The 23,070-nt window shown below is 67.9% G+C and carries 22 protein-coding genes, 3 pseudogenes and 1 riboswitch; of the genes and pseudogenes, 11 read left to right on the top strand and 14 right to left on the bottom strand.

From position 1 onward, the window contains the following. Positions 1-149 precede the first annotated feature (149 nt). Positions 150-1,016: a hypothetical protein gene (locus G3I77_RS12710; protein WP_248503193.1), complete on the top strand. Its 867-nt coding sequence runs from the start codon at positions 150-152 to the stop codon at positions 1,014-1,016. A 74-nt stretch (positions 1,017-1,090) separates the two neighbouring features. Here the strand turns inward: G3I77_RS12710 and G3I77_RS40645 are convergent, their stop codons facing one another. Beyond that, positions 1,091-1,219: a hypothetical protein gene (locus G3I77_RS40645; RefSeq protein ID WP_272923355.1), complete on the bottom strand. Its 129-nt coding sequence runs from the start codon at positions 1,217-1,219 to the stop codon at positions 1,091-1,093. Positions 1,220-1,295: 76 nt separating this feature from the next. On the opposite strand from G3I77_RS40645, the gene G3I77_RS12705 reads away from it, so the two are divergent. After that, the gene (locus tag G3I77_RS12705) at positions 1,296-2,861 is read left to right on the top strand and encodes a recombinase family protein (protein WP_248503191.1); all 1,566 of its coding nucleotides are present in this window, start codon (positions 1,296-1,298) and stop codon (positions 2,859-2,861) included. Positions 2,862-2,996: 135 nt separating this feature from the next. On the opposite strand, the gene G3I77_RS12700 is transcribed toward G3I77_RS12705, so the two are convergent. From G3I77_RS12700 to G3I77_RS12685, 4 genes are all read right to left on the bottom strand, one after another. Then, positions 2,997-4,352, bottom strand: a complete 1,356-nt coding sequence (locus tag G3I77_RS12700; RefSeq protein WP_248503463.1) for a replication initiator — start codon at positions 4,350-4,352, stop codon at positions 2,997-2,999. Between the two features lie 295 nt (positions 4,353-4,647). Continuing rightward, positions 4,648-4,845, bottom strand: coding sequence for a hypothetical protein (locus G3I77_RS12695; RefSeq protein ID WP_003991451.1), 198 nt, complete (start codon positions 4,843-4,845; stop codon positions 4,648-4,650). After that, on the bottom strand, positions 4,842-6,143 hold the full coding sequence (locus G3I77_RS12690) for an FtsK/SpoIIIE domain-containing protein (RefSeq protein WP_248503461.1): 1,302 nt from the start codon (positions 6,141-6,143) through the stop codon (positions 4,842-4,844). Before G3I77_RS12690 ends, G3I77_RS12695 begins: the two co-directional genes overlap by 4 nt. Continuing rightward, on the bottom strand, positions 6,143-6,490 hold the full coding sequence (locus G3I77_RS12685) for a hypothetical protein (RefSeq protein ID WP_248503190.1): 348 nt from the start codon (positions 6,488-6,490) through the stop codon (positions 6,143-6,145). Before G3I77_RS12685 ends, G3I77_RS12690 begins: the two co-directional genes overlap by 1 nt. Before the next feature lie 165 nt (positions 6,491-6,655). On the opposite strand from G3I77_RS12685, the gene G3I77_RS12680 reads away from it, so the two are divergent. Next, positions 6,656-7,435, top strand: coding sequence for a GntR family transcriptional regulator (locus G3I77_RS12680; RefSeq protein WP_248503189.1), 780 nt, complete (start codon positions 6,656-6,658; stop codon positions 7,433-7,435). A 410-nt stretch (positions 7,436-7,845) separates the two neighbouring features. Here the strand turns inward: G3I77_RS12680 and G3I77_RS12675 are convergent. Both G3I77_RS12675 and G3I77_RS12670 read right to left on the bottom strand, forming a co-directional pair. Further along, positions 7,846-8,143 (bottom strand): annotated as a pseudogene (locus tag G3I77_RS12675) (hypothetical protein). A 316-nt stretch (positions 8,144-8,459) separates the two neighbouring features. Beyond that, positions 8,460-9,020, bottom strand: a complete 561-nt coding sequence (locus tag G3I77_RS12670) for an ATP-binding protein (RefSeq protein WP_248503188.1) — start codon at positions 9,018-9,020, stop codon at positions 8,460-8,462. Positions 9,021-9,229: 209 nt separating this feature from the next. On the opposite strand from G3I77_RS12670, the gene G3I77_RS12665 reads away from it, so the two are divergent. Further along, the gene (locus G3I77_RS12665) at positions 9,230-10,603 is read left to right on the top strand and encodes a sporulation protein (protein WP_248503187.1); all 1,374 of its coding nucleotides are present in this window, start codon (positions 9,230-9,232) and stop codon (positions 10,601-10,603) included. 3 nt (positions 10,604-10,606) lie between these two features. Here the strand turns inward: G3I77_RS12665 and G3I77_RS12660 are convergent, their stop codons facing one another. Continuing rightward, entirely contained in the window at positions 10,607-11,521 is a 915-nt protein-coding gene (locus tag G3I77_RS12660; protein ID WP_248503186.1) for a phosphotransferase enzyme family protein, read from the bottom strand. 343 nt (positions 11,522-11,864) lie between these two features. On the opposite strand from G3I77_RS12660, the pseudogene G3I77_RS41170 reads away from it, so the two are divergent. The 3 genes and pseudogenes from G3I77_RS41170 to G3I77_RS12645 all read left to right on the top strand — a co-directional run bounded on the left by G3I77_RS41170 (position 11,865) and on the right by G3I77_RS12645 (position 13,438). Beyond that, positions 11,865-12,043: pseudogene (locus G3I77_RS41170) on the top strand (DUF6207 family protein). A 179-nt stretch (positions 12,044-12,222) separates the two neighbouring features. Then, the gene (locus G3I77_RS12650; RefSeq protein ID WP_248503183.1) at positions 12,223-12,903 is read left to right on the top strand and encodes a hypothetical protein; all 681 of its coding nucleotides are present in this window, start codon (positions 12,223-12,225) and stop codon (positions 12,901-12,903) included. A 265-nt stretch (positions 12,904-13,168) separates the two neighbouring features. Beyond that, a complete protein-coding gene (locus tag G3I77_RS12645; protein WP_248503180.1) occupies positions 13,169-13,438 on the top strand; it encodes a hypothetical protein in 270 nt (89 codons plus the stop codon). A 77-nt stretch (positions 13,439-13,515) separates the two neighbouring features. On the opposite strand, the pseudogene G3I77_RS12640 reads toward G3I77_RS12645, so the two are convergent. Next, positions 13,516-14,305 (bottom strand): annotated as a pseudogene (locus G3I77_RS12640) (IS5 family transposase). Positions 14,306-14,438: 133 nt separating this feature from the next. Then, on the bottom strand, positions 14,439-16,241 hold the full coding sequence (thiC, locus tag G3I77_RS12635; RefSeq protein ID WP_248503177.1) for a phosphomethylpyrimidine synthase ThiC: 1,803 nt from the start codon (positions 16,239-16,241) through the stop codon (positions 14,439-14,441). Continuing rightward, positions 16,234-16,423, bottom strand: a riboswitch (TPP riboswitch). It overlaps the preceding gene by 8 nt. A 72-nt stretch (positions 16,424-16,495) precedes the next feature. Between thiC and G3I77_RS12630 the strand changes: the two genes are divergently transcribed. After that, positions 16,496-18,208, top strand: a complete 1,713-nt coding sequence (locus G3I77_RS12630) for a YibE/F family protein (protein ID WP_248503175.1) — start codon at positions 16,496-16,498, stop codon at positions 18,206-18,208. 203 nt (positions 18,209-18,411) lie between these two features. Here the strand turns inward: G3I77_RS12630 and G3I77_RS12625 are convergent, their stop codons facing one another. The 4 genes from G3I77_RS12625 to G3I77_RS12610 all read right to left on the bottom strand — a co-directional run bounded on the left by G3I77_RS12625 (position 18,412) and on the right by G3I77_RS12610 (position 20,693). After that, complete coding sequence (locus tag G3I77_RS12625) at positions 18,412-18,846, bottom strand: SsgA family sporulation/cell division regulator (RefSeq protein WP_030849994.1); 435 nt, start codon at positions 18,844-18,846, stop codon at positions 18,412-18,414. 98 nt (positions 18,847-18,944) lie between these two features. Continuing rightward, a complete protein-coding gene (locus tag G3I77_RS12620; protein WP_374385387.1) occupies positions 18,945-19,658 on the bottom strand; it encodes an IclR family transcriptional regulator in 714 nt (237 codons plus the stop codon). 340 nt (positions 19,659-19,998) lie between these two features. After that, positions 19,999-20,211 carry a DUF5326 family protein gene (locus G3I77_RS12615; RefSeq protein WP_234750359.1) on the bottom strand — a complete coding sequence of 71 codons (213 nt, stop codon included), beginning with the start codon at positions 20,209-20,211 and terminating at the stop codon, positions 19,999-20,001. A 164-nt stretch (positions 20,212-20,375) separates the two neighbouring features. Beyond that, entirely contained in the window at positions 20,376-20,693 is a 318-nt protein-coding gene (locus G3I77_RS12610) for a cupin domain-containing protein (protein ID WP_248503170.1), read from the bottom strand. A gap of 60 nt (positions 20,694-20,753) precedes the next feature. Here G3I77_RS12610 and G3I77_RS12605 point away from each other — a divergent pair, with 60 nt between their 5' ends. From G3I77_RS12605 to G3I77_RS12595, 3 genes are read left to right on the top strand one after another with little or no spacing between them, the layout of a single operon-like run. Further along, on the top strand, positions 20,754-21,131 hold the full coding sequence (locus tag G3I77_RS12605) for a phage holin family protein (RefSeq protein WP_248503167.1): 378 nt from the start codon (positions 20,754-20,756) through the stop codon (positions 21,129-21,131). Positions 21,132-21,137: 6 nt separating this feature from the next. Beyond that, a complete protein-coding gene (locus G3I77_RS12600; protein ID WP_248503164.1) occupies positions 21,138-21,629 on the top strand; it encodes a low molecular weight protein-tyrosine-phosphatase in 492 nt (163 codons plus the stop codon). Next, on the top strand, positions 21,626-22,978 hold the full coding sequence (locus G3I77_RS12595; protein ID WP_248503161.1) for a cystathionine gamma-lyase: 1,353 nt from the start codon (positions 21,626-21,628) through the stop codon (positions 22,976-22,978). Before G3I77_RS12600 ends, G3I77_RS12595 begins: the two co-directional genes overlap by 4 nt. Positions 22,979-23,070 lie beyond the last annotated feature (92 nt).

Raw genomic sequence — 23,070 nt, 5'->3', positions numbered from 1 at the left:
CGGGCCGGTGAGGGGTCAATTTCGGTAAACCCCCTGTCACCGCATACCGTCACCGCTCTACCATCGGCTTATCCGTAGCAGGCTCCCCTCCGTTTCTGCCCGACGGCTCGTCAGCATGCCGAGCCCCAAGCCCTACGGAGCATCGGGGGATGCACATGAACAGCGTTCCGCAGCACCTGCTGAGCGAGGACCGCCAGGAATACGAGCGGATCCTCGATGAGGCGCTGCGCTCCGCACCACACCGTCCTGAACTGGCCGCTGTCGGACAGCGGCTCAACCCCGAACAACTGCGCACCATGGCGCTGAACGCCACCGCGCTCATCACTGCGGCCGCGTGGACCGAGTACCAGCACTACGTCAAGGTCCGCGACGAACTGCGTCAGCCGGCGTCGGCCGGCTCCCCGGCCGTGCGCGAGTCCGGCTCCTCCGAGCCGGGTGCGGGCGCGTCGGGTCTCGCCGCCACCATGGGAGGAGTCGCCGAGACCGCCGGCGCGGGCGCCGTCGCCGTCGTCGCCGTCCTCGCACCCGTCCTGGCCGGTACAGCCGCGGCGATCTTCCTGCTCGTCGGCTACATCCTGCAGATACTCGACCCCGAGCAGGGATTCGCCCGGACCATGCTCACCACGGGCTGGGTGTTCGGCGCCGTGACCGCGGTCGCGATCCTCGTCGCCGCGGTGGGGCTGCTGCTCACCGCCCTGCGCAACAAGCCCACGGCCGAAGGCGGGCCGTACGGCGAACTGCAGGGCGAGGTGGCCCAGGCCAAGGAGGCCTGGCACGAGGCCCTGCTGGAACGCGGCATCCTGCCCTTCCTGCGGGAGGCCCTCGTCGACCCCGGCGCGGCCGCCGCGCTGCGCCACACGCCCTCGTCCACTCCGGTCAGCCGCATGCCGCACCTCGGCTACGACCGCCCGGGGTTCACCAGCCCGGACGACGGCGACCGCGGCTCGCGCCCCAGCTTCAGCAGCCCGGACTACACCAGCCCGGACTTCGGAGGACCGGAGCACCAGCCGGAGTAGCCGTCGGAGCCCGTCCGAGCAGGCACCTCCCACAGGCCGGGGGACCATCGGCCCCGGGCCTGTGCGCGGCCGGGTCAGTCCGCGATGGGCAGGTACACGCGGTTCCCGCTCGCCGCGAACTCCTTCGACTTCAGGGCCATGCCCTCCTCGATCTCGGTCCGTGTGCCGCCGTGTTCCCGGCGGATGTCCTGCGAGATCTTCATGCTGTAGAGCATTACTAGAACTCCCACATGCGCTACGGTCGTTCCAGCAGCCCAGCCATGGACCGAGGGGGAACACGTGGGCAAGCGCGAGGAGTTGGTCAGCAAGCTGCGAGGTACGCCCGAGGGACTGCCGTCCGTCGAGGGAGTGCGCGCCATGCTGGCTTCCGACCCGGAGCTGAAGTGCGTCGTCTGCTACGCACGAATCTCGTTCGACGGCCGGGTGAAGGACGCCCACGGCGTCGAGGACCAGCACCGGGACATGACCGAGACGGCCCGCAGGTTCGGATGGCTCGTCGTCTACCGCTACACGGACAACGACAAGAGCGCGAGCAAGGAGAACATCGTTCGCGATGACTTCGAGCAGCTGCTCGCCGATCTTGCTGCCGGGACGACGCCGGACGGGTACCCGATCCACGGCGTCATGGCCGTCAACGACGACCGGCTGTACCGGCGCCCGAGTGACTGGGAGCGGTACCTGAAGGCGTTCACTACGCAGGAAGGACGGGTCTACCACGACTCGAACGGCATCCAGGACCTCTACGCCGAAGGGTTCGAGATCAAGGGGCTTCTGGGGGTCGCCATGTCCCTCAGCGAGACGAGGAAGAAGGAGCGTCGGAGCAGGAACAGCCACCGCAGCCGGGCGATCCGTGGGCAGTCGGTAGCGGCATGGCGCCCCTTCGGATGGGAGGACGACAAGGTCTCGTTGCGCCCGGACGAGGCGGAAGCCATCCGTCAGGCGGTGAAGGACGTGATCGCGGGTGCCTCCATTTCCGAGATCACGCGCCGGTGGAAGGAGGCCGGCTTCATCACGAGTCGCGGGAACGCCTTCCAGTACCAGACCGTCAAGCAGGTCTTGGTGAACGCGCGGCTGTGTGGATATCGCGAGATCAAGGGCGAGCTTGTACGTGACGGCGACGATCAGCCCATCGTGGGCGAGTGGGAGCCGATGATCACTCCGAAGGAGTGGTTCGCGGTCACGGCCAAGATCAGGGAGCGTGGCCGAGGAACCGGGATGCCGCGCGGTGGCCTGGTCCACAAGTACCTGCTGACCGGCATCCTGCGATGTGGCCACGTGCTGGACGACGGCACGGTCTGCAACAACAAGATGATCGGAATCAAGGCGAACGACTGGCTCAAGTACCGGCACGCCTACATGTGCAAGAAGACCGTGGACGGCGGCTGCAACAAGACCTACAAGCGGGGCGACAAGACGGACATGGCCATCGAGGAACTTGTCATCGCCAAGCTGGAGCGCGATGCGGCGAGCAAGGCCCAGGACGTTCCGGACTGGGACAAGGCCGATGCCCTGGAGCGAGCCGTCAGGAGCCGCAACGAGCTGGAGCGGCGTTGGCACGACGACGAGGACACGGACATCGATGATGAGACGTTCTTCCGCAATCTCCCGGTCCTCGAACGTCGGATCAAGGAGCTTCGTGCAGATCAGCGGGCGCACGAAGCTCTGAAGGCGGAGGCCGAGGAGGCCAAGGAAGACGTCAGGATCTCGTGGGGGTCGAAGACGCTCACGCAGAAGCGCGAGGCGATCAAGAAGGTTCTGAGCGCCGTGGTCGCAGTGCCGGGTGGCAAGGGCAACAGGACCTTCGACCCTGAGCTTCTCAAGCCTGTGTGGCGGACTTCCGAATGAGCTGAAGTCCGAGGATCTCCCCCACCCTCCGCAGCTGCTCATCAGAGAGTGGGGGAGAGTCGCGTAGCTGCCGCTCGATCCACGCTCGTACTGCTGCTTCCTCGCGCTCAGCGCTGGCCTTAGCCGAAGTAGTACTCAGTTGGCATCACCGCCAGCTCGGAGAGCTTCCCGCGCGACGGCGCGGTTCTCAGCGATGTCATCTGCGATTCCGGCGGCGATGAGCGCAGCGCCCGGAGTATGGCCGGAGCCGACGTAGCGCCAGTGCCTGTCCGTGACCGTCCCTGGGACGTCAACACCGCCTACGTGCTGGGCGCGTTCGGCCCGCAGTGCCGCGAAGGTGGTGGAGTAGGCGCGGGACTTGGTGAGGATGTGGCCCCGGTAGCCCAGCGTGTGAGCCCACGTGCGCAGGTTCAGGGGTTCGTACTCGGGCAGGCCGCCCAGGCGCCAGCAGGCCCGCATGAGAGTGCGCACATGTGCGTTCACGGACGCAGCCTCGATGTCATCCCAGGTGGTGACCCTGTAGTCGATGCCGGCGCCTGTCTCGCTCGCTCCCTTTGTGACGTACTTGGCCACGTAGGCGGCTACGGCATCATCGTCAGGCCCGTCGCCATCGGCGTGTAGCGAGCGAACGTCGACCTGGACCCCCCAGCGCAGAACCAACTCACCCACGGCGGGGCTGTACGGCGTGCGGACCAGAACGCGGCGAGCGGAGGACCGAACGGCCTCGATGAGCTGGTGCGCGGCCCAGGGCGGAGGTTCGTCCGCCGGTCCGTTCGGGCCGTCGAGGCGGACGACTGCATGTACGTGAACGGCCGCCCGCCTCTGGTACTCGGCGACCCGGGCGAAGGACAGCCGGGCGTGATCCCGGAAGCGGGCCTGTACGAGACCGACCGAGGAGGCAAGCCGCCGTCGGACGTCGATGACGAACCGATCCCATAGCTTCGACGCATGCGCGTGCCACAGCACGTGGCCGGTGTAGTCGTAGCAGTCAGCGCACAAGGGCTTGCCGACAGAGGGATCACCGGGACCGTGGACAGCGCCGCAGCTCCGAGGACGGTCGTGCTCGCATGTCCCACGGTCACGGCGGGGGTGGCACAGTTCCCCGGCGCGGTGCACCTGGCCGAAGGACGGGGCAGTCAGGGTGACGAAGAGCCGGGGCCGGTGGCGGACTGTGGCAGGGACGTTCTTGCCGCCGAGGAGGCCCGCGCGGACGAGGTGGAAGGTGTCGCCCGCGTGCAGGCGTGAGCATGCGGGGCAGACGGTTGCCCGGCGATTGCGGCAGCGCACGAGAAGGCGTTCACCGGGTTCGGTGCCGGTGTCGTAGTGGCGGAGGAGTTCGCCGGTTGTGGCGTCCAGGATGGTGGTGGAGCCGGAGAGGTGGACGGGGCGGGAGCAGCCACCGGTGGCAGTGATCTGCTCCAACAGGCGGGGGAATCTGGGGTCTTGAGCGAGGCCGATTGCGTCGCGGTCTGCTTCGGACAGCTGACGCAGGCGCGCCGCGCGGTTGAGGACGGCGCGCCTGTCAGCCGGGGTGAGCTCCGGTGTGATGGTGGGGACCTTCCGGGGTGGGCCGCCGCAGCGGCACGGTGGGTGGGTAGGTGCGCGTTGTCGGTCATGGGGCTCGCCTTCCTTGTGGGGTCGGAGCGAAGTTCAGCGGATGGTTCCGGTGCCCCGGCAGACGCGACAGCGCCGCTGTCGTCCGGTCCAGGTCCTGCGGGCTCCGTCGCCCTTGCAGTGGGGGCACCTCACGCGGGGCATGGGCATGCCGTTGCGTTCCCTTCTCTGGTCAGGTGTGGGAGAAGCCGTTGATCAGCCACGTGACGAGGCCGTGGACGGTGTAGATCACCGGGGTCTGGCCGAGGTAGAGGCCGAAGAGGCCGACGCAGACCGCTTCCCAGGCGCGCACGTCACGAGAGCGGACGAGGAGGACGGTGATGATCCCGAAGACCACCGCGAACGTGAACGCCGTACCTTCGCTGATCACTTGTCGTCTCCTTCCGGCGCCGCAAGGGCACGGTTGAGCGCGGGCAGATCCGGGGTGAGTGCTGCGTGCTTCCGAGCCGTCGAGACGGCCTCTTCCGTGGGCGTGAGGTGGGAACGGGCGCGGCTCCAGCTGCCGTCCGGGCCGGTGCACACGGCCACGCCCCGTTCCTCTGCCGTGATGGCTTGCGCGACGGCCACGGCGTCCTTGTTCAGGTCGCCCAGGGTCATCTCTGCCGTGCCGGGATCGTTCACCCGGTGGCAGATCCGGCCGCCGAGCTGAGCCCGCAGGGCGGTGACGCCGGGCCCCAGGTCGGAGCCGACCCGCTGTCCGGCCACCACCAGGTGGACGCCGAGCGCTGCCCCGAGCTGTGCCAGCCGCAGCAGCAGCGTGGAGCACTGCTCGGTTTCCGCTTTGCTCTCGCGGCGACCGTCGGACAGGTACAGCTCTGCGATCTCGTCAACGATCACGACGACCGGAACCGGCCGGAGCTTGTCGGGCAGCTCCCATATGGAGCGCACACCGGCCGACCGGCACACACTCATTCGTTCCTGCATGTCGAGGGCGAGCGCGCTGAGGACCGCGACCGCTTCGCGTCGGCTGGTTGCCAGTGCACTCAGCCGCCCGGCGAACAGGCCGAGTTCCATGCCGCCCTTGCAGTCGATGCCGACCAGGGCGACGGGCTGCGGCGCAAGCTGGGTGATCAGCCGGGCCAGCAGGGTGGACTTGCCGGGCCGCGTGGCCCCGACAATGAGCCAGTGCGGCACGAGCCGCAGGTTCATCACCCAGGCGCCGCCGCTCTCCAGTGCGCCGATGAGCGCGGAGAGCAGTTCGGCGGGGGCGGTGGCTAATCCGGGCCGCTGTAGCGGATCACTGGCCATCGCCGTCAGCAGGACGAGCCCGCGTTCCGGCGAGGTCACGCGCACCGCGTGAACCTTCCACGCATGGACGAACGCGTCGGCCGCCTTCATGTAGGTCGCCGGAGTCTGACCCGCGTGCAGTTGGACAGCCACGGTCAGCCCCATGCGGGTACCCCGCGGAAACGAGATCCGTGGAGCCGCCGGCCGAACCGGATCCCCCTTGACCAGCAGGTGCCCGATGAGCGTGCGCGCCGGGAGGCGCGAGACGGACAGGTCGTTGAGCAGGGCAACCCTGCGCCAGGTGAACACCACCCGGCACGCGGTCACGGGGTAGCCGATCACGTACCAGTGCCAGGCCGGACGGTGGCGCCGCACCAGGTCACCGACGACCAGCACCCAGGCCAGTACCGCCAAGCCGAGGGCGAGCAGGGTCGGCCCCATCACGCGTCACCGCCCTTGCCCTGCGCCGCCGGTCCATGCGCGGGCGCGATCGTGTCAGCGCGGAAGCTGACGCCGTTACGGTCGCCCATCGACCAGACGAACGCCGTCAGCCCGGTGACCTTGACGACCTGGCCCGCTTCGAGCCCTTTGGGCTCACCGCTCACGGCGATCTCGATCACGGAGATACGCCGTCCGTCCGGCCGCACTGTGACGGCCACGCTGTAGACGGGATTGCCCTCCCGGTCCTTCTTCACCTCCTGCGTCTCGGAGTTGCTGAACTTCACTTCGGGCGCGTTGGCACACCGCAGTACGCCGAGCCGCGCCGTGTCCACGGGAATGGACTGCATTGGATTTGGCCTCCCTGGCCAGTTGGGCCGCCAGTGAGATACTGACGTCACTTGTCCTTACGAGTTACGACTATGGAGTGCTGTACGGCGAGGGTGCAACTACTTATGCTGACGAGTGATGTCGCGCGAGCGACGTACCTACGACCTCACCCGGAGATTGCCGAGATGACGGAGATCCAGCGCCCCGGAGCCCTCTACCAGCAAGTCGCCGCCGCCATCCGAGCAGCGATCCTGTCGGGCGAGTTCGCCCCCGACTCCCTGCTTCCGTCGGAAGCCCAGCTCATGGCCCGCTACAGCGTCTCCCGCCCCACGGTCCGCAACGCCATCGCCGCACTGCGGGCGGAAGGTCTGATCGACGTGCGCCACGGCAAGGGCAGCTTCGTACGCTCCAGCGGCCAACCCACACTCACCCTCGAACGCCGCATCAACCGCACCACCGACAGCAAGTTCGTCATGCCCAACGGCGACGCCTGGCAGGAGGCTGAGGAGCCGAGCAGCTACCGCACCCGGACCACGAAAGCCACAGGTCGACTGCTGGGACTCGGTGAGGAAGAGGCCGTGTTCGGCTGCGACCGGCTCTTGATCGACACGGCCACGGGTGCCCGCGCCATGCACCGCACGCTGATTCCGTTCGAAGTCGCCGAGGCGGTTCCAGTGCTCGCTGATGAGCCGTGCAAGCCCCCGGCAGCGATCTACCGAGTGCTCACCCAGGACGGACACAAGCTGTGGTGGTCGGAGACGGTCCGCGCCCGAATGCCGCTGCCCGACGAGCGGACCACGCTCCATCTCCCCGACGCGACCCCGATCCTGCACGTTGCCCGCGTCGCGCACGGCGCCGACGATCGCCCGCTGACCCTCGAAGAGCTCCGCATCGGCGCGGACCGTGCCGAACTCGCCTACCGGATCACCGCCGACAAGCAGCCCGCGCGACGCGCCCGCACCTGAGCGGCAACCGGCATCGGTCGAAACAGCCTTTACTTCCTCAAGGGCGCGCCTGCGGCGCGCCGGGCCGCCCGGCCGCCCCGGCCGGGCGTGCGGCGTGGACGCCGGTCCCGGCCGGTCGCCGGGCGCCCCCGCCCGCAGCACACCCAAGGGAGCATGGCGCCGACCCGCTGCCGCGGGTAGGGGCGTGGTGGGCTGGGGGTCGACGGCCTCCGAGACTTTAGGCAGCCACCATGGGGCGAGCCTCGAAGAACAGGGGGCCAATCGGGCACTACAACGGGCAGGGCAACTGCCTGCCCGATTCGCCGGACCAGCGTAAGGCCCCCTGTTCACTCGCCCCATGGCAGCTCCAGCCCAAAGTCTCTCCGGCCGGCGACTTGCCCACGCGCCCCACTCAGCAGCGAAAACGCGCCTCATGCTGCACCGCCGTCGCCATCCGAGCGCGCCTCCAGGAGCTGAGCGAGGCGATCCACGGTGTCCGGCCAGCCCGCCAGCCGCACCACACCGCGTCCGTCCTCGCTTCGTCGAGGCGACGGCCCGTACGGCGGACAGCTCGAAACCCACGCTCAGGAGCGCTCGGTTCAGGCGATCGGCTGCCACTCGTGCCTCACGCCATCCCGCGATGTAGTCGACGCCGGACACCCAGAGACCGGAGTCCGCGCCCGTCACGTTCAGACCGTCGCTCAGCCAGTCCTCACCTGAGCCAGTCACGTTGCCACCTCTGCCCTGATCTAGTAACGGATCGTCAACTTCCTTGGACCAGGGCACAAACGCAGCACGACGGCCCCGGTACCATCAGGCACCGGGAACCGCCGCGTTCCCAGCCGGGCCACCCTTCGCTTTCCAGGGCAGATGGGGTGGCCCGGTCTCGGTATGTGGTTGTCAGGCGCGGCCCTCCGGTGAGAAGGGGAGCTCCCAGAAGCCGGAGGAGCCGCGCCCTGGCCGGAGAGGTCAGACTCCGGCCGGTTTACCGGGCCGCCGCTCGCTCCCGATCGCGAGGAGCGAAACGAGGGCGACGGCCCGGAGATCACGAGCGCGGTACGGACTCCATTCCGTCGTTCAGGTCGAAGCGACACCAGACCGTCTTTCCGCCGCGCTCTTCCGGTGTCCACCAGACCGCCGCTGCCAGACGCTGGGCGATGAGCAGTCCACGACCGCTGTCGGGCAACACCGCCTCAGACAGATCTCCGATCAGCCCTGGAGAGAACACCTCTCCCACCGGAAGCAGCGGAGGGGTCGAGTCCTCATCAGCGACACCGATGAAGAGCCACTTCGGAAACATCTTGAAGATCACGTCGATGCGTCGGCAGGCACCGGGGGCGGACAGGTGCTGGTCTGGCACGGCATGGTTCACCACGTTGCCGACCAGCTCGGAAACGACCAACCGCGCGTCGTCCACGACCGCACCAGCACCAGCGCCCCGAAGGAACACAGCCGTCATGTCGCGAGCGACGCGCGCCGTGTCACCGAACTCGGCGAAGAGCGTCAGCGTCAGGAAGTGGCCGTCGGAGGAGGGCTCCGGTGTCACGAACCAGTGCGCGTACGCGTCAAGCTCACCCGCCATCCGCTCAGTCTTCCCGGCATCCATCGCTTCCCCTTCCGAGGCCCCGCGGCTCTCACGGCACCGCTTGCATCACGCAAGCCAGTACACGGCGAGACGGGCGTGACCGGGAGCGTTCACCAGGGGGTTCACGTGAACACGGGCAAAGGCAAAGGGGGTTCATCAATGAACCCCCACGGTTGATACTGCTGTGACACGATGAACACTCGCCGTCATTCTCGGGTTGGCAGGGGAGCATGAGCCGAGAGCCGAACGCGCAGTTAATCGCCGTCATGGACGAGGCGAAGGTCTCGAACAAGGGCCTGGCGAAGCGCATGAAGGACGCCGCCGCTCAGCGCGGCATCAGTCTTGGGACAACGCACGTATCAGTACAGCGATGGCGGGACGGCGCGGGCATCCAGCCTCAGACAGCGGCACTCATGGCGGAGGTACTGAGCGCCAAACTCGGCCGCCGCATCACTCCCGGCGATCTCGGCTTCTTCGATCACACACGGCCGGCCACTCCCGAACCGCTCGGTTATCCCAGTACGGTCCCCGACGTGCTGTCGATGCTGGATGGACTCGCCCAGGAACGGGCCGACGCCGTCACATTCGAGCAACTGATCGTCTCGGACTCGGATCTCAGCTCCGCCGTCCTGTCGTGGATGATCGCGCGCCCGGACGGCATCCAGACCGACAGGCCCGCTCAGCAGCGAGTCGGCATGCGCGACGTCCGGGCAATCAGGGACGCCGCCGCCACCTTCATGCAACTCGACTTCAAGTACGGCGGAGGCCACGGCCATAAGGCACTACGCCACTACTTCCGCCATGAGGTCCTGCCCCTGCTCAGCGCCAGCTACAGCGAGAAGGTAGGCACGGCGTTGTTCGGCGCCGCCGCCGAGGTCTCCCAGTTGCTCGCGTGGACCGCATACGACTCCGGAAACCACCGGCTCGCCCACCGCTATCTCACGTCGACACTGCGACTGTCCCAGGTCATCGACGACCGCATGTTCGGCGCCCGCATCCTCGGCAACCTAAGCCACCAGGCGAACTATCTCGGCAACCACACCCAGGCCATCCAGCTAGCCCGCGCCGCAGTCGAGGGTGCCAAGGGCCGGGCGACCCCACGCGCCATGGCGAATTACTGGGCCATGGAGGCCCGGGCACTCTCCAACGCGGGTGATCGCACCGGGGCGTCACTCGCCATGAATCAATCTGAGCGCTACTTCGAGCGCGCTGACGGTGCCGATGACCCGCCATGGTTGAGCTACTTCGACGACGCGGAACTCTTGGGCGAGTTCTGCCACTGCTTCCGCGATCTGAGGATGCGCCGTGAGGCGGTCGAGCACGCACAGCGCGCTGTGGACAGCACCGATCCACAGTACGCCCGCACCCTCGGTTTCTGTCGCATGGTGCTCGCACAGAGCCAGCTTCTGAACGGAGAGCTGGAAGCCGCCGTCACCACGGCCAGCCTTGCCGTGGACGGCGGCGACTCCCTCCAGTCCTCCCGCTTCCAGCGGTACGTGTCCGACTTTCAGGCGGAGGTCAGTGCGTACGCGGCCAACCCCGCCGTCGTCGCCTTCAACGAGCAGGTGAACGAAGCGCTCGCCCGTCTGGACGAGGACGAGTAATAGCTACGAAGGACGCCAATCGCGCGGGGCGTCGTCGTTCCTCAAGGCAGCGATGCGCCGGCGGTACTCGGCCGCGGTCCCTTCGTCCTCCCGTACGTTCTGCATCAACCACGTGGTCATGCCGAACTCTTGGAGCCGCCGAAGCGTGTCGTAGCCGTGCCAGTCGTGCAGGTCCCGCCCGTACGCCCGCACGAAGTCGGCGTACTGCTCGTCGGTCTGCCACCCCAGGCTGTGGTGCTCCACCGACGTGACCATCAGGTCCCACTCAGGGTGATCGAAGCAGAATGCTTCGAAGTCGATCAGGATGACTTCCCCCCGGTCGTTGACCATGAGGTTCTGCACGTGAGCGTCGCCGTGGACCGGACCCTTGGGCGTCTCGAACCGCAGGCCCTCGAACTGGTCCCGCAGCTCACTCCACCGCTTGCGGAGGAAGACCCTGTCATCCTCCGGGATCGCTGCCCGGCTGATCCGCAGTTCCTGCTTGTCGAAGGGGTTGAACGAGGGCAGCTCCAGGCCAACGGGCAACGTCATGGAGTGCAGGTCCCGCAGGATGCCGCCGAGTTCCCCATACGTGGCCTTACGGCTGCCCTCGACGATGAGCCTCCAGAAGGTCACCGGGTGGCCATCGATCAGGAACGGCTGCTCCAGCCCGTCGACCAGGCGCGCGGCAGGGAACCTTTCCTCGGCCAACCACTGTGAGACGGCCACCTCGACACGGGCCTTGGGCAGCCACGGCTCTCCCCGCGCCACTCGTACGATCACTGGCTCTGCGTCCAGGCGGAAGAGCGCGTTCTCTCCTAGACGGATCAGCTCAGCGCCCTTGCAGTTGAGCCCCGCGGCCTCGCACGCGGCACCCATCACCCGCGTAGCCCTCGCCGACGTGAACCCTTCTTCCGATCGAGCAGCGTCAACCGCCATGCCCGTACCAGCTCCCCTAGTCGCGCGCGATCAACCAGTGCACGCCTCTGGGTGACCAACCCGACGTGCGCCAGACACAACCTCGACCGTACCGAGCCGTCCCAACCGCTGACGAGGATGTGAAGGTCGTGATCCTGCTGGCGCGCATCCGGTCACCTCGGAACAGGGCCGATCAGCGAGCGTAGGCTAGGAACACAAGAACCTGCCGCCGTCAGGCCAGCGAGCACAGCACCGACGACGGAAACACTGGTAAGAGCAGTCAAGCAACCCACGACAAGTCCGATCACGATTGCTGCGAGCACTACCACAGCGGTGTGGAGTGAAACCATGCAGCATTAGACACATGGGGCTGGGGCGTGGGGCGTTGTCGGAAGCCGGATTGGCCGTGGTGGAGGTCGCGGCCGCCGACGACGAGACCGCTTCCCGGGTCCAGGAATTGCTCGCCGCGCAGTGCGCGATCGCACCGGCGGACCGGGCGAGCCCGGCGTACGGCTTCGGTGCTTCCTCGATCTGCGCCAGTAGCCCGACCAGGGCGGCTTGGTCTCTTCTGCAAGTCCCAAGGAACCCTGAGTGTGACGCGTACACCTCATATCTTGCTCAAGTTCACTCCACACATGATCAAGACGTGTTCTGATCAACCTGACCAACCGGCCCGACCAGGGGCCGGGTACAAAAGGGGGATCATGTCACAGCGATTTGGCATGGGCACTGTCGCCGCTGCCCTGCTGATCATGGGAAGTTCCGTACCTGCGTTTGCCGACGAGTCGGCTCAAGAGCCCGGTCCCGTACTCATTGCGGAGGGGGCCGGGGTCGTACCGGGCACGGTAACGGACGCCCCGATCGCCGGTTCGGGAGTGGTAGAGGGGGTCGACAGCGGAGCACCGTTGGAAGAGGACCTGCCCATCCCGGGCGAGACGGATGGGCCTGAACTACTGGGGCCCAAGGAACCGCTGTCCGAGTACTGCGGTCCCGGCCACTGGTTCGCCCACATCACTAAGAACAAGAAGAACACGATGAAGGTCTATGACAAGGCCTTCGTCAAGAACACGAAGTCGTACAGCATCGACTTCAAGTTCACCTCCAAGAAGGCGGGCACCACGACCGTCGGGGGGTCGGTGACGCTCAGCGGTGAGTTCAAGGCTCTGTGGCTCGGAAAGATCAAGGCCGAAGTCAACGGCAATGTTTCCAAGTCGTGGACTTCCGAGCTCGGCGTTGAGGCCACCGGCAAGGTCAAGGCTCATGACACCGTGTACGGCGACTACGGGATCATGAAGGAGAACGTGTACGGCTACACCGCATACCGGTACAGCAATTGCAAGACGGGCTCGAAGCAATACACGACGGCGTGGGCGCCTTACCGTGAAGGCTGGCTCATCCACTAACCGTTTCGCAGCGCGCCCCGGCTCCGTCCGGGGCGCGCGTCTCCGAGGAGAGTGCTCCATGGGCCGTTACGCCACAGCTCCCGCCCTGCTCATTCTGCTGTTGACCACAGCCTGTTCGGGAACCAGCGACGGTGACGGAACATCACCCCCGTCAAGTGCTGCCCCTTCCGGGACCGGGTCGAGCAGCAGTCCCGACGCTGCCCCCAGCTCGCCTGCCACACCACGGGCACTCGACTTGCCTGGCAAGGCGAAGATCCTCGTGCCAGTGACCACGGGTGAGGGAAACGCCGACCTGCCCGTTTTCAAGCCCGAATCGGACGTGTACACCGTCTACGTCACATGCACTGGCAAAGGCAAGATGACTCTCGTCGATCGCAATGCTCCAGACGATGACCCCAGCAAGATCGGCTGCAACGGGCCCACTACTCACGGGCGCATCTATGCGGACGTTGTCCCCCAGAAGCTCGCCGTACGGACAGACGGCGGCACCGTGCACTGGACACTTGCCGTCGTATCTGGCGCGCACCCTGTGTGAACCGTCGGGCTGCAACATTCGTCACGGTCACTACGCGGTGATCCAGTTCTCCGGAGTTCTGCTTGCTGTAAAAGCGGCTAACACAATGACCGGAGTCGCCGGTAGGTGATGAGGCTGCAGGCCAGGGTGACGAAGGTGTCGTGGAGTTCGGTGCGGCGTTCCCAGCGGACGGCGAGGCGCTTGAAGTGGTGGAGCAGGGCGGAAGTCTGCTCGACGACGTAGCGGAGCTCGCCCCTGCCCTGAATGGTTGGGAGCGCCCTTGCGTGAGATGACGGGCGGGATCCGGCGCTTGCGGAGGTGATCGCGGTTGGGGTTGGAGTCGTAGCCCTTGTCGCCGAGCAGAGCCTCGGGACGCTTGCGAGGAGGGCCGGGGCGGCTGGCGACGGGCGGGATGCCGTCGACCAGGGCGAGTGTCTGGGTGACGTCGTTTGACGTTGGCCGCGGTGGTGATGACCTTGGGTGGGGTACCACGTCCGTCGCAGATCAGGTGGTGTTTGCTGGCCGTCTTGCGCCGGTCGACCGGCGACGGACCGGTGTCGGCGCCCCCTTTTCACGCGGATGTGGGAGCCGACCACGCAGGCCCGTGACCAGCCGAGTTCCCTGGCCGCGTTCAGTTCGGCGAGCAGGATGCGGTGCAGCTCGTCGAAGACACCGGCTTGCTGCCACCGCTCCAGGCGTCGCCAGCAGGTCTGTCCGGAGCCGAACCCCGACTCCAGCGGCAGCAGTTGCCAGGCCACATCGTTGTAGAGCACGTACAGGACGCCTTGTAGACAGAGCCGGTCGTCCACCGGCCGTGGCCCCGGCGACCGCTCGGGCCACGGCGGCAGTAACGGCTCTCGTCAGCGCCCACAAGTCGTCGTCCACGATCTACGGCCGTGTACTCACACCATCACGAACGGCCGAATCGTCTGACCGGGCACGCCCTACCAGGGCATCTCAACAAGATCGTGTAACGAAGCTCGTAAGATCGTTCGTGGCACGGACCGCCGTCAGGTCAGATTCAGTCCGCGATCGGCAGGTACACCCTGTTACCCGCCTCGGCGAACTCCTTCGACTTCTGCAGCATCCCCTCGGCGACCTCCTCCGCCGAGGCTCCCTCAGCCGCCGCACCACCGAACCGCTCTGTGATGCTTTGACTAATCTTCATGCTGCAGAACTTGGGACCGCACATCGAGCAGAAGTGAGCCGTCTTGGCCGGCTCCGCGGGCAGGGTCTCGTCGTGGAACTCCCGTGCCGTGTCCGGGTCGAGGGCCAGGTTGAACTGGTCCTCCCACCGGAACTCGAAACGGGCGTCGGACAGCGCGTCGTCCCACTCCTGCGCACCCGGGTGTCCCTTGGCGAGGTCGGCTGCGTGGGCGGCGATCTTGTAGGTGATGACGCCGGTCTTGACGTCGTCACGGTTCGGCAGGCCCAGGTGCTCCTTGGGCGTGACGTAACACAGCATCGCCGTGCCCCACCAGGCGATCATCGCGGCACCGATGCCGGAGGTGATGTGGTCGTACGCCGGTGCGACGTCCGTGGTCAGCGGGCCGAGCGTATAGAACGGAGCTTCATCGCAGATCTCCTGCTGAAGGTCGATGTTCTCCTTGATCTTGTGCATCGGGACGTGGCCCGGGCCCTCGATCATGGTCTGTACGTTGAAACGCTTCGCGATCCGGTTGAGTTCCCCGAGCGTCCTCAACTCCGCGAACTGCGCCTCGTCATTGGCGTCCGCGATCGATCCGGGCCTGAGGCCGTCCCCGAGCGAGTACGTGACGTCGTACGCGGCGAGGATCTCGCAGAGCTCCTCGAAGTTCTCGTACAGGAACGACTCCTTGTGGTGCGCGAGGCACCAGGCGGCCATGATCGAGCCGCCGCGGGAGACGATGCCGGTCTTGCGGTTCGCCGTCAGCGGTACGTACGCCAGGCGCACGCCCGCGTGGACCGTCATGTAGTCCACGCCCTGCTCGGCCTGTTCGATGACCGTGTCCTTGTAGATCTCCCAGGTCAGCTCCTCGGCCCGGCCGTCGACCTTCTCCAGGGCCTGGTAGAGCGGCACGGTGCCGATGGGAACGGGGGAGTTGCGCAGCACCCACTCGCGTGTGGTGTGGATGTTGCGGCCGGTGGACAGGTCCATGACCGTGTCGGCGCCCCATCGGGTCGCCCAGGTCATCTTCTCGACCTCCTCCTCGATGGAGGACGTCACCGCCGAGTTGCCGATGTTGGCGTTGACCTTCACCAGGAACCGCTTGCCGATGATCATCGGCTCGATCTCCGGGTGGTTGACGTTGGCCGGCAGCACGGCCCGGCCCGCGGCGATCTCGTCCCGCACGACCTCGGGCGACACGTTCTCCCTGATGGCTACGTACTCCATCTCGGGCGTGATCTCGCCGCGGCGGGCGTACGCGAGTTGGGTGACCGCCTGTCCGTCCCTGCCGCGGCGCGGCTGACGCGGGCGGCCGGGGAAGACCGCGTCCAGGTTGCGGAGGCCGCCACGGGGCGAGGTGTGCTTGATGCCGTCGTCCTCGGGACGGACGGGGCGGCCCGCGTACTCCTCGGTGTCGCCGCGGGCGATGATCCAGTTCTCGCGCAGCGGCGACAGGCCCCTGCGGACGTCGGTGTCGACGAGTGGATCGGTGTACGGGCCCGACGTGTCGTACAGCGTGACCGACTGGCCGTTGGTGAGATGCACCTGACGGACCGGCACGCGCAGGTCGGGGCGGGTGCCCTCGACGTACGCCTTGTGCCAGCCGATGGACTTCCCGGCCTCCTCGGACTTCTCGTCCTGAACGGAGGCAGGCGTGCGTGCGTCCTTGCTGGTCATGAGACCTACTCCCTACGCCGGCATTACCCGGTAACAGGTTCGGCGGTCGACGCAGCGGTTTCCGTCCGGCGACGTTTCGTGTGAAACATCACTCGACTCCGGCGATGTTTCATGTGAAACATCGCTGGGACGGAGGTCAGCGCCCTCTCAGCCCGGTGCTCCGAGCTCCCGCGTGTACAAAAGGTGGCTCCACGCTAGCGGCAATTCTGGCGCGGTGAACAGAGGGCCCCCCTCGTTCTTGCGATGATCGGGCGGTGACCACGACGCAGCGTCCCCCCTACCCACCGCCCGAGCCGCCCCGAGGATCGGGCGCCAGAAGCGGCAACGGCCGTGGTGACGGCCATGATTTCGCCGCCGCGACCGGGCAGGGGCCGGCCAGGGGGCAGGGGCAGGGGCATGAGCTCGGGTACGGACGTGACGCGGGTTTCGGTCCCGGTCCCGGTCCCGGTCCCGGTGATGAGCATGGGCCGGGCTCCGGTGGTGAGCATGGGCCGGGCTCCGGCGGGGCCCAGGGTGCCGGTTCTCCCGGTGGCCACGGTGGCCCCACCGCTGGGCAGGGCTCCGGCCACGGCCCCGGTGGCGGGCGCGGTTCAGGGTCCGGTGGAGGTGGCGGGCACGGCCACGGCGGAGGTGACGGGCACGGCTCCGGTTCGGCCCCGGGTGGCGGGCACGGGCACTCGCACAGTCACAACCACGGTCCGGCCACGCCCGTCTCCCTGCATCTGCGCAAGGTCATCGCGGCGATCCTGATCCCGTTCGCCGCCGCGGTGCTGGTCGGCCTCGCGGTGCTGTGGCCGGGCGGCGCCCCGGCGCACGAGCGCACCGGCGTCGGCTTCGACCGGCAGACGCAGGACGCCACGGTCACCAAGGTGGTCGAGGTGAGCTGCAAGGAGGCGGGCGCTTCGGGCGTTCCGCCGACCGGCGACACCTCCACCGCCGAGGGTTCCTCCGCGGTGCAGCAGGAGAAGGGCACCTGCAAGCGGGCGACGATCCGTGTCGACAGCGGCGACGACAAGGGCCGTACGTTCACCGAGATCGTCCAGCCCGACCAGTCCCGCCAGCTGCACGAGGGTCAGAAGGTCGTGGTCGCCTACGAGCCCTCGGCACCGAAGGACCTGCAGTACTCGGTCACCGACATCAACCGTCGTCTGCCCATGGGACTACTCGCCGGCATCTTCGCGCTCGCCGTCGTGGTCGTCGGGCGGCTGCGGGGTGTCATGGCACTGGTCGCGCTGGCCATCAGCTTCATGGTGCTGAACTTCTTCATCCTGCCCGCGATCCTGCAGGGATCGAACCCGCTGGTCGTGGCGGTGGTGGGCGCGAGCGCCATCATGCTCATCGCCCTGTACCTGTGTCACGGCCTGTCCGCCCGGACGTCCGTGGCGGTGCTCGGCACCCTCATCTCGCTGCTGCTGATCGGCATCCTCGGCTCGGTGTTCATCGACTGGGCCGCGCTCAGCGGCAACACCGACGACAACACCGGGCTGATCCACGGCCTCTACCCGACGATCGACATGAGCGGTCTGCTGCTGGCCGGCATCATCATCGGCTCGCTGGGCGTACTCGACGACGTGACGGTCACGCAGACCTCGGCGGTCTGGGAGCTGCACGAGGCCAACCCGTCGATGGGCTGGCGCGGGCTCTACCGCGCGGGCATCCGGATCGGCCGCGACCACATCGCCTCGGTCGTCAACACGCTCGTCCTCGCCTACGCGGGTGCCGCGCTGCCGCTGCTGTTGCTGTTCTCGATCGCGCAGAGCAGTGTGGGGACGGTCGCCAACAGCGAGCTGGTCGCGGAGGAGATCGTGCGCACGCTGGTCGGTTCGATCGGCCTGGTCGCCTCGGTGCCGGTCACCACGGCCCTGGCCGCGCTGATGGTCTCGGCCGACCGCCCCGGCACGGAGCCCGCTGGGGAGGCCTCTGCGGCCCCGGCGCGCGGGGGGAGGGGCCGGCGCCGCAAGCGCTGACGTCCCAGCGCCGGAGAGGCCCTTGAAAGCCTCGGGCACCCCGGCCTCTGGCGCGTCGGCCTCCAGCGCCTCGCCCCCGGCCTCGGCCGCCTCCGACCGCAAGAAGATCGCCCGGTCATACGAAGATCGCAGGAAGAAGCGTTCCTGCACAGCTCGGCGGCACCCGGTGAAGCGTTACTCCACCGTGCCGCCGGGCCCATGTCTCAACCAGCGCCCTGCTCGGCGAGGATGCGGTCCAGGGCCTCATCGAGGTGCGCGTCGAAGTCGGCGAGCGAGCCCTCCTGGCCCAGCGGCACCAACTTGTCCGTACGGTCCAGGAAAGCGACGAGCGGTGCCGTCGACGACCGGAACAACGCCTGGTCGCTGCCCACCTGAAGCCGGATCAACACCTCGCCCAGCGCATCGGGGTCGACAGGCGTGACTCGCACATCGCCCTCCCCGCACGGCCGGCCGACCCCGTCGATCAGCAACTCCCGCCCGAAAGCCCACGTCACCGGGGCATCACCGGGCAAGTGGAACGTCAGCCGGACGGCATAGGGATCACTGGACTCATAGCGCAGCTCCACCGGAATGCGGAAGGAGAGCTCCTCGGACACGAGAAAGCTCATCATGACCTCTGCTTGCACGGACTCGCGCATCGACAACCCCGTCATTCGCCGTGACTGGCCGGGAACGAACCTCTGACACTTAGTGGAATCTTGCTGAACGTACACAGCAGATCACAAGGAGTGAGTTTTCACATACTGATAGAGAGGGCGAGCGAGCCGAGCATGCGCCCGATCTCGGCCTGCAACTGCCGGGCCGCGGGCAGCAGCCGGTCGGCCTGGTGTGCGGGCAGGGAGATGGCCATCGTCGCGGCCGTGGCGCCGAGGGTGAGCGGAATCGCGGCGCAGACCGCACCCAGGGCGTACTCCTGGCGTTCGGTCACCGGTTCCATCCGCCGGATCCGGTCCAGACGCCTCATCAGGCTGTGGTTGTCGCGCACCGTGTACGGCGTGAGGGGCTGCACCGGGTAGCGGTCGAGGTGGTCACGGCGTGCTTCCTCGTCCAACTGGGACAGCAGGCACTGCCCGACGGCGTGCGCGTGCCCGGTCTCCCGGAAGTCGGCCCACTCCTCGACCGCCGGATTGCCGGGGGTGTCGGAGACGCACATGACCTCGATCTCGCCCTCGCGGTACACCGCGTAGTACACGGGCACGCCCAGAACGTCCCGCCAGTGCGCGAGCGCGTCGACGACCGTGCTGCGACGTTTCTGCCGCGCCCCGCTGCTGCTCAGGCGCTCTGCCGCCTCACCGAGGAAGAACAGGCCCTTGTCCCGGCGCAGATAGCCCTCGTGCACGAGCGTGCGCAGCAGGTGGTACGTCGTGGGCAGCGCCAGCCCGGTCTCACGGGCCAGTTGTTTGGCGGGGGAGCCGTACTCGTGCGCGGCGACGGTCTCCAGCAGGCGCATCGCGCGCTGCACGGAACCGATGAGGGTCGGTGGAGGCGGGAGTGTGGAGGGGCGCGGTGGCCCGGAGGGTGCCGCCGAGCGGGGTTGCGCGGGGACGGAGTGGAGCTGGACGGGTGCGGTGTCAGCCGGGGACAAGGGGCTCTCCCGAAGCGCGAGGGGGCAGACCGTGCGGAGACACACGGGTGGGGTGAATGCCGCTCACGGGGAAGTCCCCGCGTCGAGTTCCGGACTCTATTCGCCTGCCACCGCACGCAGGCGGCCCCGCCGGGAAACTTCCCCCGCCCGAGGGAACCGGTGATTCCGAGCGTTTCCCGCTACCCCCACCGGTTTCCCACAGGTCTCACCAGTCGCTGCGCGACGAGGAGCTCGACGTGAACTTCCGTACGACGTAGACCAGTCCGCCGACCAGTGCCACGAAGACCAGCACCTTGAAGAGCAGTCCGATGACGAAACCGACCACACTGGCGATCAGCCCGCCGAACACGACCAGGGCGATGACCGGCACCGCGATCCACTTCACCCACCACGGCAGTCCCGTGAAGATCTCTCGCATCGCCCTCGTCCTTACCTCTCCGCCCGTTCGAGTGCCGGGTCCTGTCGGTCCGTCCGGATCTCTGATGTCCTGCACTCGATGCTAGGTCCGGCAGGGGGCGAACGGGGGGCCGGCATCCCTTGTCCTCCCCTGACCGATCCCCTAGGGAACCCCGAGGCGGTCCGTCACCTCTCGGGCGGAGAGAAGACCACCAGCACCCTCAGGTCCTCGGTGATGTGGTGGAACTTGTGCGCGACGCCCGCCGGCACGTAGATCACGCTGCCGCGCGCCACCTGGGTCGTCTCCAGGCCGACGGTGATCGCGGCACGGCCGCTCACAATGAAGTAGACCTCGTCCTGATTGTGCGGTTTCTGAGGATCCTGCTCGCCCGCCTCGAGGGCGTACAAACCGACCGACATGTTCTGCTCCCGCAGAAACTGCAGGTAGGCGCCCTCGTTGGCGGCGCGCTCCGCCTCCAGTTCATCCAGCCGGAATGCCTTCATCGCCTTGTCCGCCCCTGCCTCTTGTGCCCGCGTCCGATCAGGTCTGCCACGATCAGACACATGAAGAATTTCGTAGTCAAGACGATCGCCAACGCGGGTGCCCTCGCGGTCGCCGTATGGCTCCTCGACAAGATCACTCTGACCGGTGACAGCACGGGCAAGCAGGCCGGCACCCTGATCATCGTGGCGCTGCTCTTCGGCCTGGTGAACTTCCTGGTCAAGCCGCTTGTCAAGCTCCTCAGCCTGCCGCTGCTGATATTGACGCTCGGCCTGTTCACGCTGGTCGTCAACGCGCTGATGCTGCTGCTCACCTCGTGGCTGGCGGACACGCTCGACCTGAGCTTCCACGTGGAGGGCTTCTGGACGGCCGTCCTGGGCGGCCTGATCATCTCGGTCGTCTCCTGGGCGCTGCACGTCGTCCTGCCCGACGGGGACTGAGCTGACATGACGTACCGGGTCTGCTTCGTCTGCACGGGCAACATCTGCCGTTCCCCGATGGCCGAGATCGTCTTCCGCGCGCGGGTGGCGGAGGCCGGCCTCGACGGGCTGGTGGAGGTCGACAGCGCCGGAACGGGGGGCTGGCACGAGGGAGACGGCGCCGACCCGCGCACGGTGGCCGTCCTGGAGGACAACGGCTACGCCGGCGGCCACACGGCCCGGCAGTTCCAGTCGTCCTGGTTCTCCCGCCTCGACCTGGTGATCGCCCTCGACTCCGGCCACCTCGGGGCCCTGCGGCGCCTCGCGCCCACGACACAGGACGCGGAAAAGGTACGGCTGCTTCGCTCGTACGACGCTGCCGCCGGCGACGACCTCGACGTACCGGACCCCTATTACGGGGGCACGGACGGCTTCGAGGAATGCCTTGAGATGGTGGAGGCGGCGAGCACCGGTTTGCTCGCCGCAGTGCGCAAGGACGTGGAGGGACGGGCGGCATGAGCGATTCCGCGACGGGTGACGCGGGCGGAGCGACGGGCGACGCGGCCCGGACGACGGTCGACACGGACCGGATGAAGGATGCCGCGAGCCGGGTGACGGGTGCGGCGGGCCGGGTGACGGGTGCGGCGGGCCGGGTGGCGGGTGCCGTGGACGAAGTGACGGACGCCGTGGACAAGGTGACGAGTGCCGCAGACGAGGTGACGGGCGTCGCGGGACAGGCGACCGCGAGCGCCGGTGACGGCACGCGCGCAGTGCGGGCCGGGCTGCCCGAGCCGGTCAAGCACGAGCCCACCCTGCCCGGCCCCGTGTTCGCCGCCCACTTTCACCTGCCCGGCGACCCCACCGGCCCCTACACCTACGGCCGCGACGAGAACCCGACCTGGACGCTGCTGGAACGCGCCGTCGGCGAGCTGGAGGCGCCCGGCCAGGGTGGTGCCGAGACGCTCGTCTTCGCCTCGGGCATGGCCGCGATCTCGGCGGTGCTCTTCTCCGAGCTGCGCACCGGCGACGTGTGCGTCCTGCCCGACGACGGCTACCAAGCGCTGCCGCTGGTCCGCGCCCAGCTGGAGGCGTACGGCGTCGAGGTGCGCACCGCGCCGACGGGCGGCGACGCCCAGCTCGACGTCCTCGACGGCGCGAGGCTGCTGTGGATCGAGACCCCGTCGAACCCCGGGCTCGACGTGTGCGACATCGGGCGGCTCGCCGAGGCGGCCCACGCGCGTGGCGCCCTGGTGGCAGTCGACAACACCCTTGCGACACCGCTCGGCCAGCGTCCGCTTGACCTCGGCGCCGACTTCGCGGTGGCCAGCGGCACCAAGCAGCTCACCGGCCACGGCGACGTCCTCCTGGGCTACGTCGTCGGCCGGGACGCCGAGGCCATGGCAGCCGTACGCCGCTGGCGCAAGATCGTGGGTGCGATTCCCGGGCCCATGGAGGCCTGGCTCGCCCACCGTTCGATCGCGACGCTCCAGATGCGGGTCGACCGGCAGAGCGCGACGGCCCTGGCGGTCGCCGAGGCGCTGCGCGAGCGGCCCGAGGTGACGGGGCTGCGCTACCCGGGACTCCCCGACGACCCCTCGCACGAGATCGCCGCGCGGCAGATGCGGCGCTTCGGGTGCGTGGTGTCGTTCACGCTGCCCACACGCGCGCGTGCCGACCGTTTCCTCGACGCGCTGCGGCTCGTGGACGACGCGACGAGCTTCGGCGGGGTGCGGTCCACAGCCGAACGGCGTGGGCGCTGGGGTGGGGACGCGGTGCCGGAGGGCTTCATCCGGCTGTCGGTCGGTGCCGAGGATCCCGAGGACCTGGTGGCGGATGTGCTGCGTGCGCTGGACGCGTCGGCAGCCTGACCGTCCCCCACGGACGGTCCGAGCCTCCCCCCTCGTGGCTCGGACCGTCCCCCGGTTCCGCGCGCAAGAACCGCGCGACCAAGGCTAGTTGA

Origin of the sequence: Streptomyces sp. D2-8 (assembly GCF_023184515.1) — a bacterium.
Classification (GTDB): Bacteria; Actinomycetota; Actinomycetes; order Streptomycetales; family Streptomycetaceae; genus Streptomyces.
This window is presented reverse-complemented; position numbering and strand designations above follow the sequence as displayed.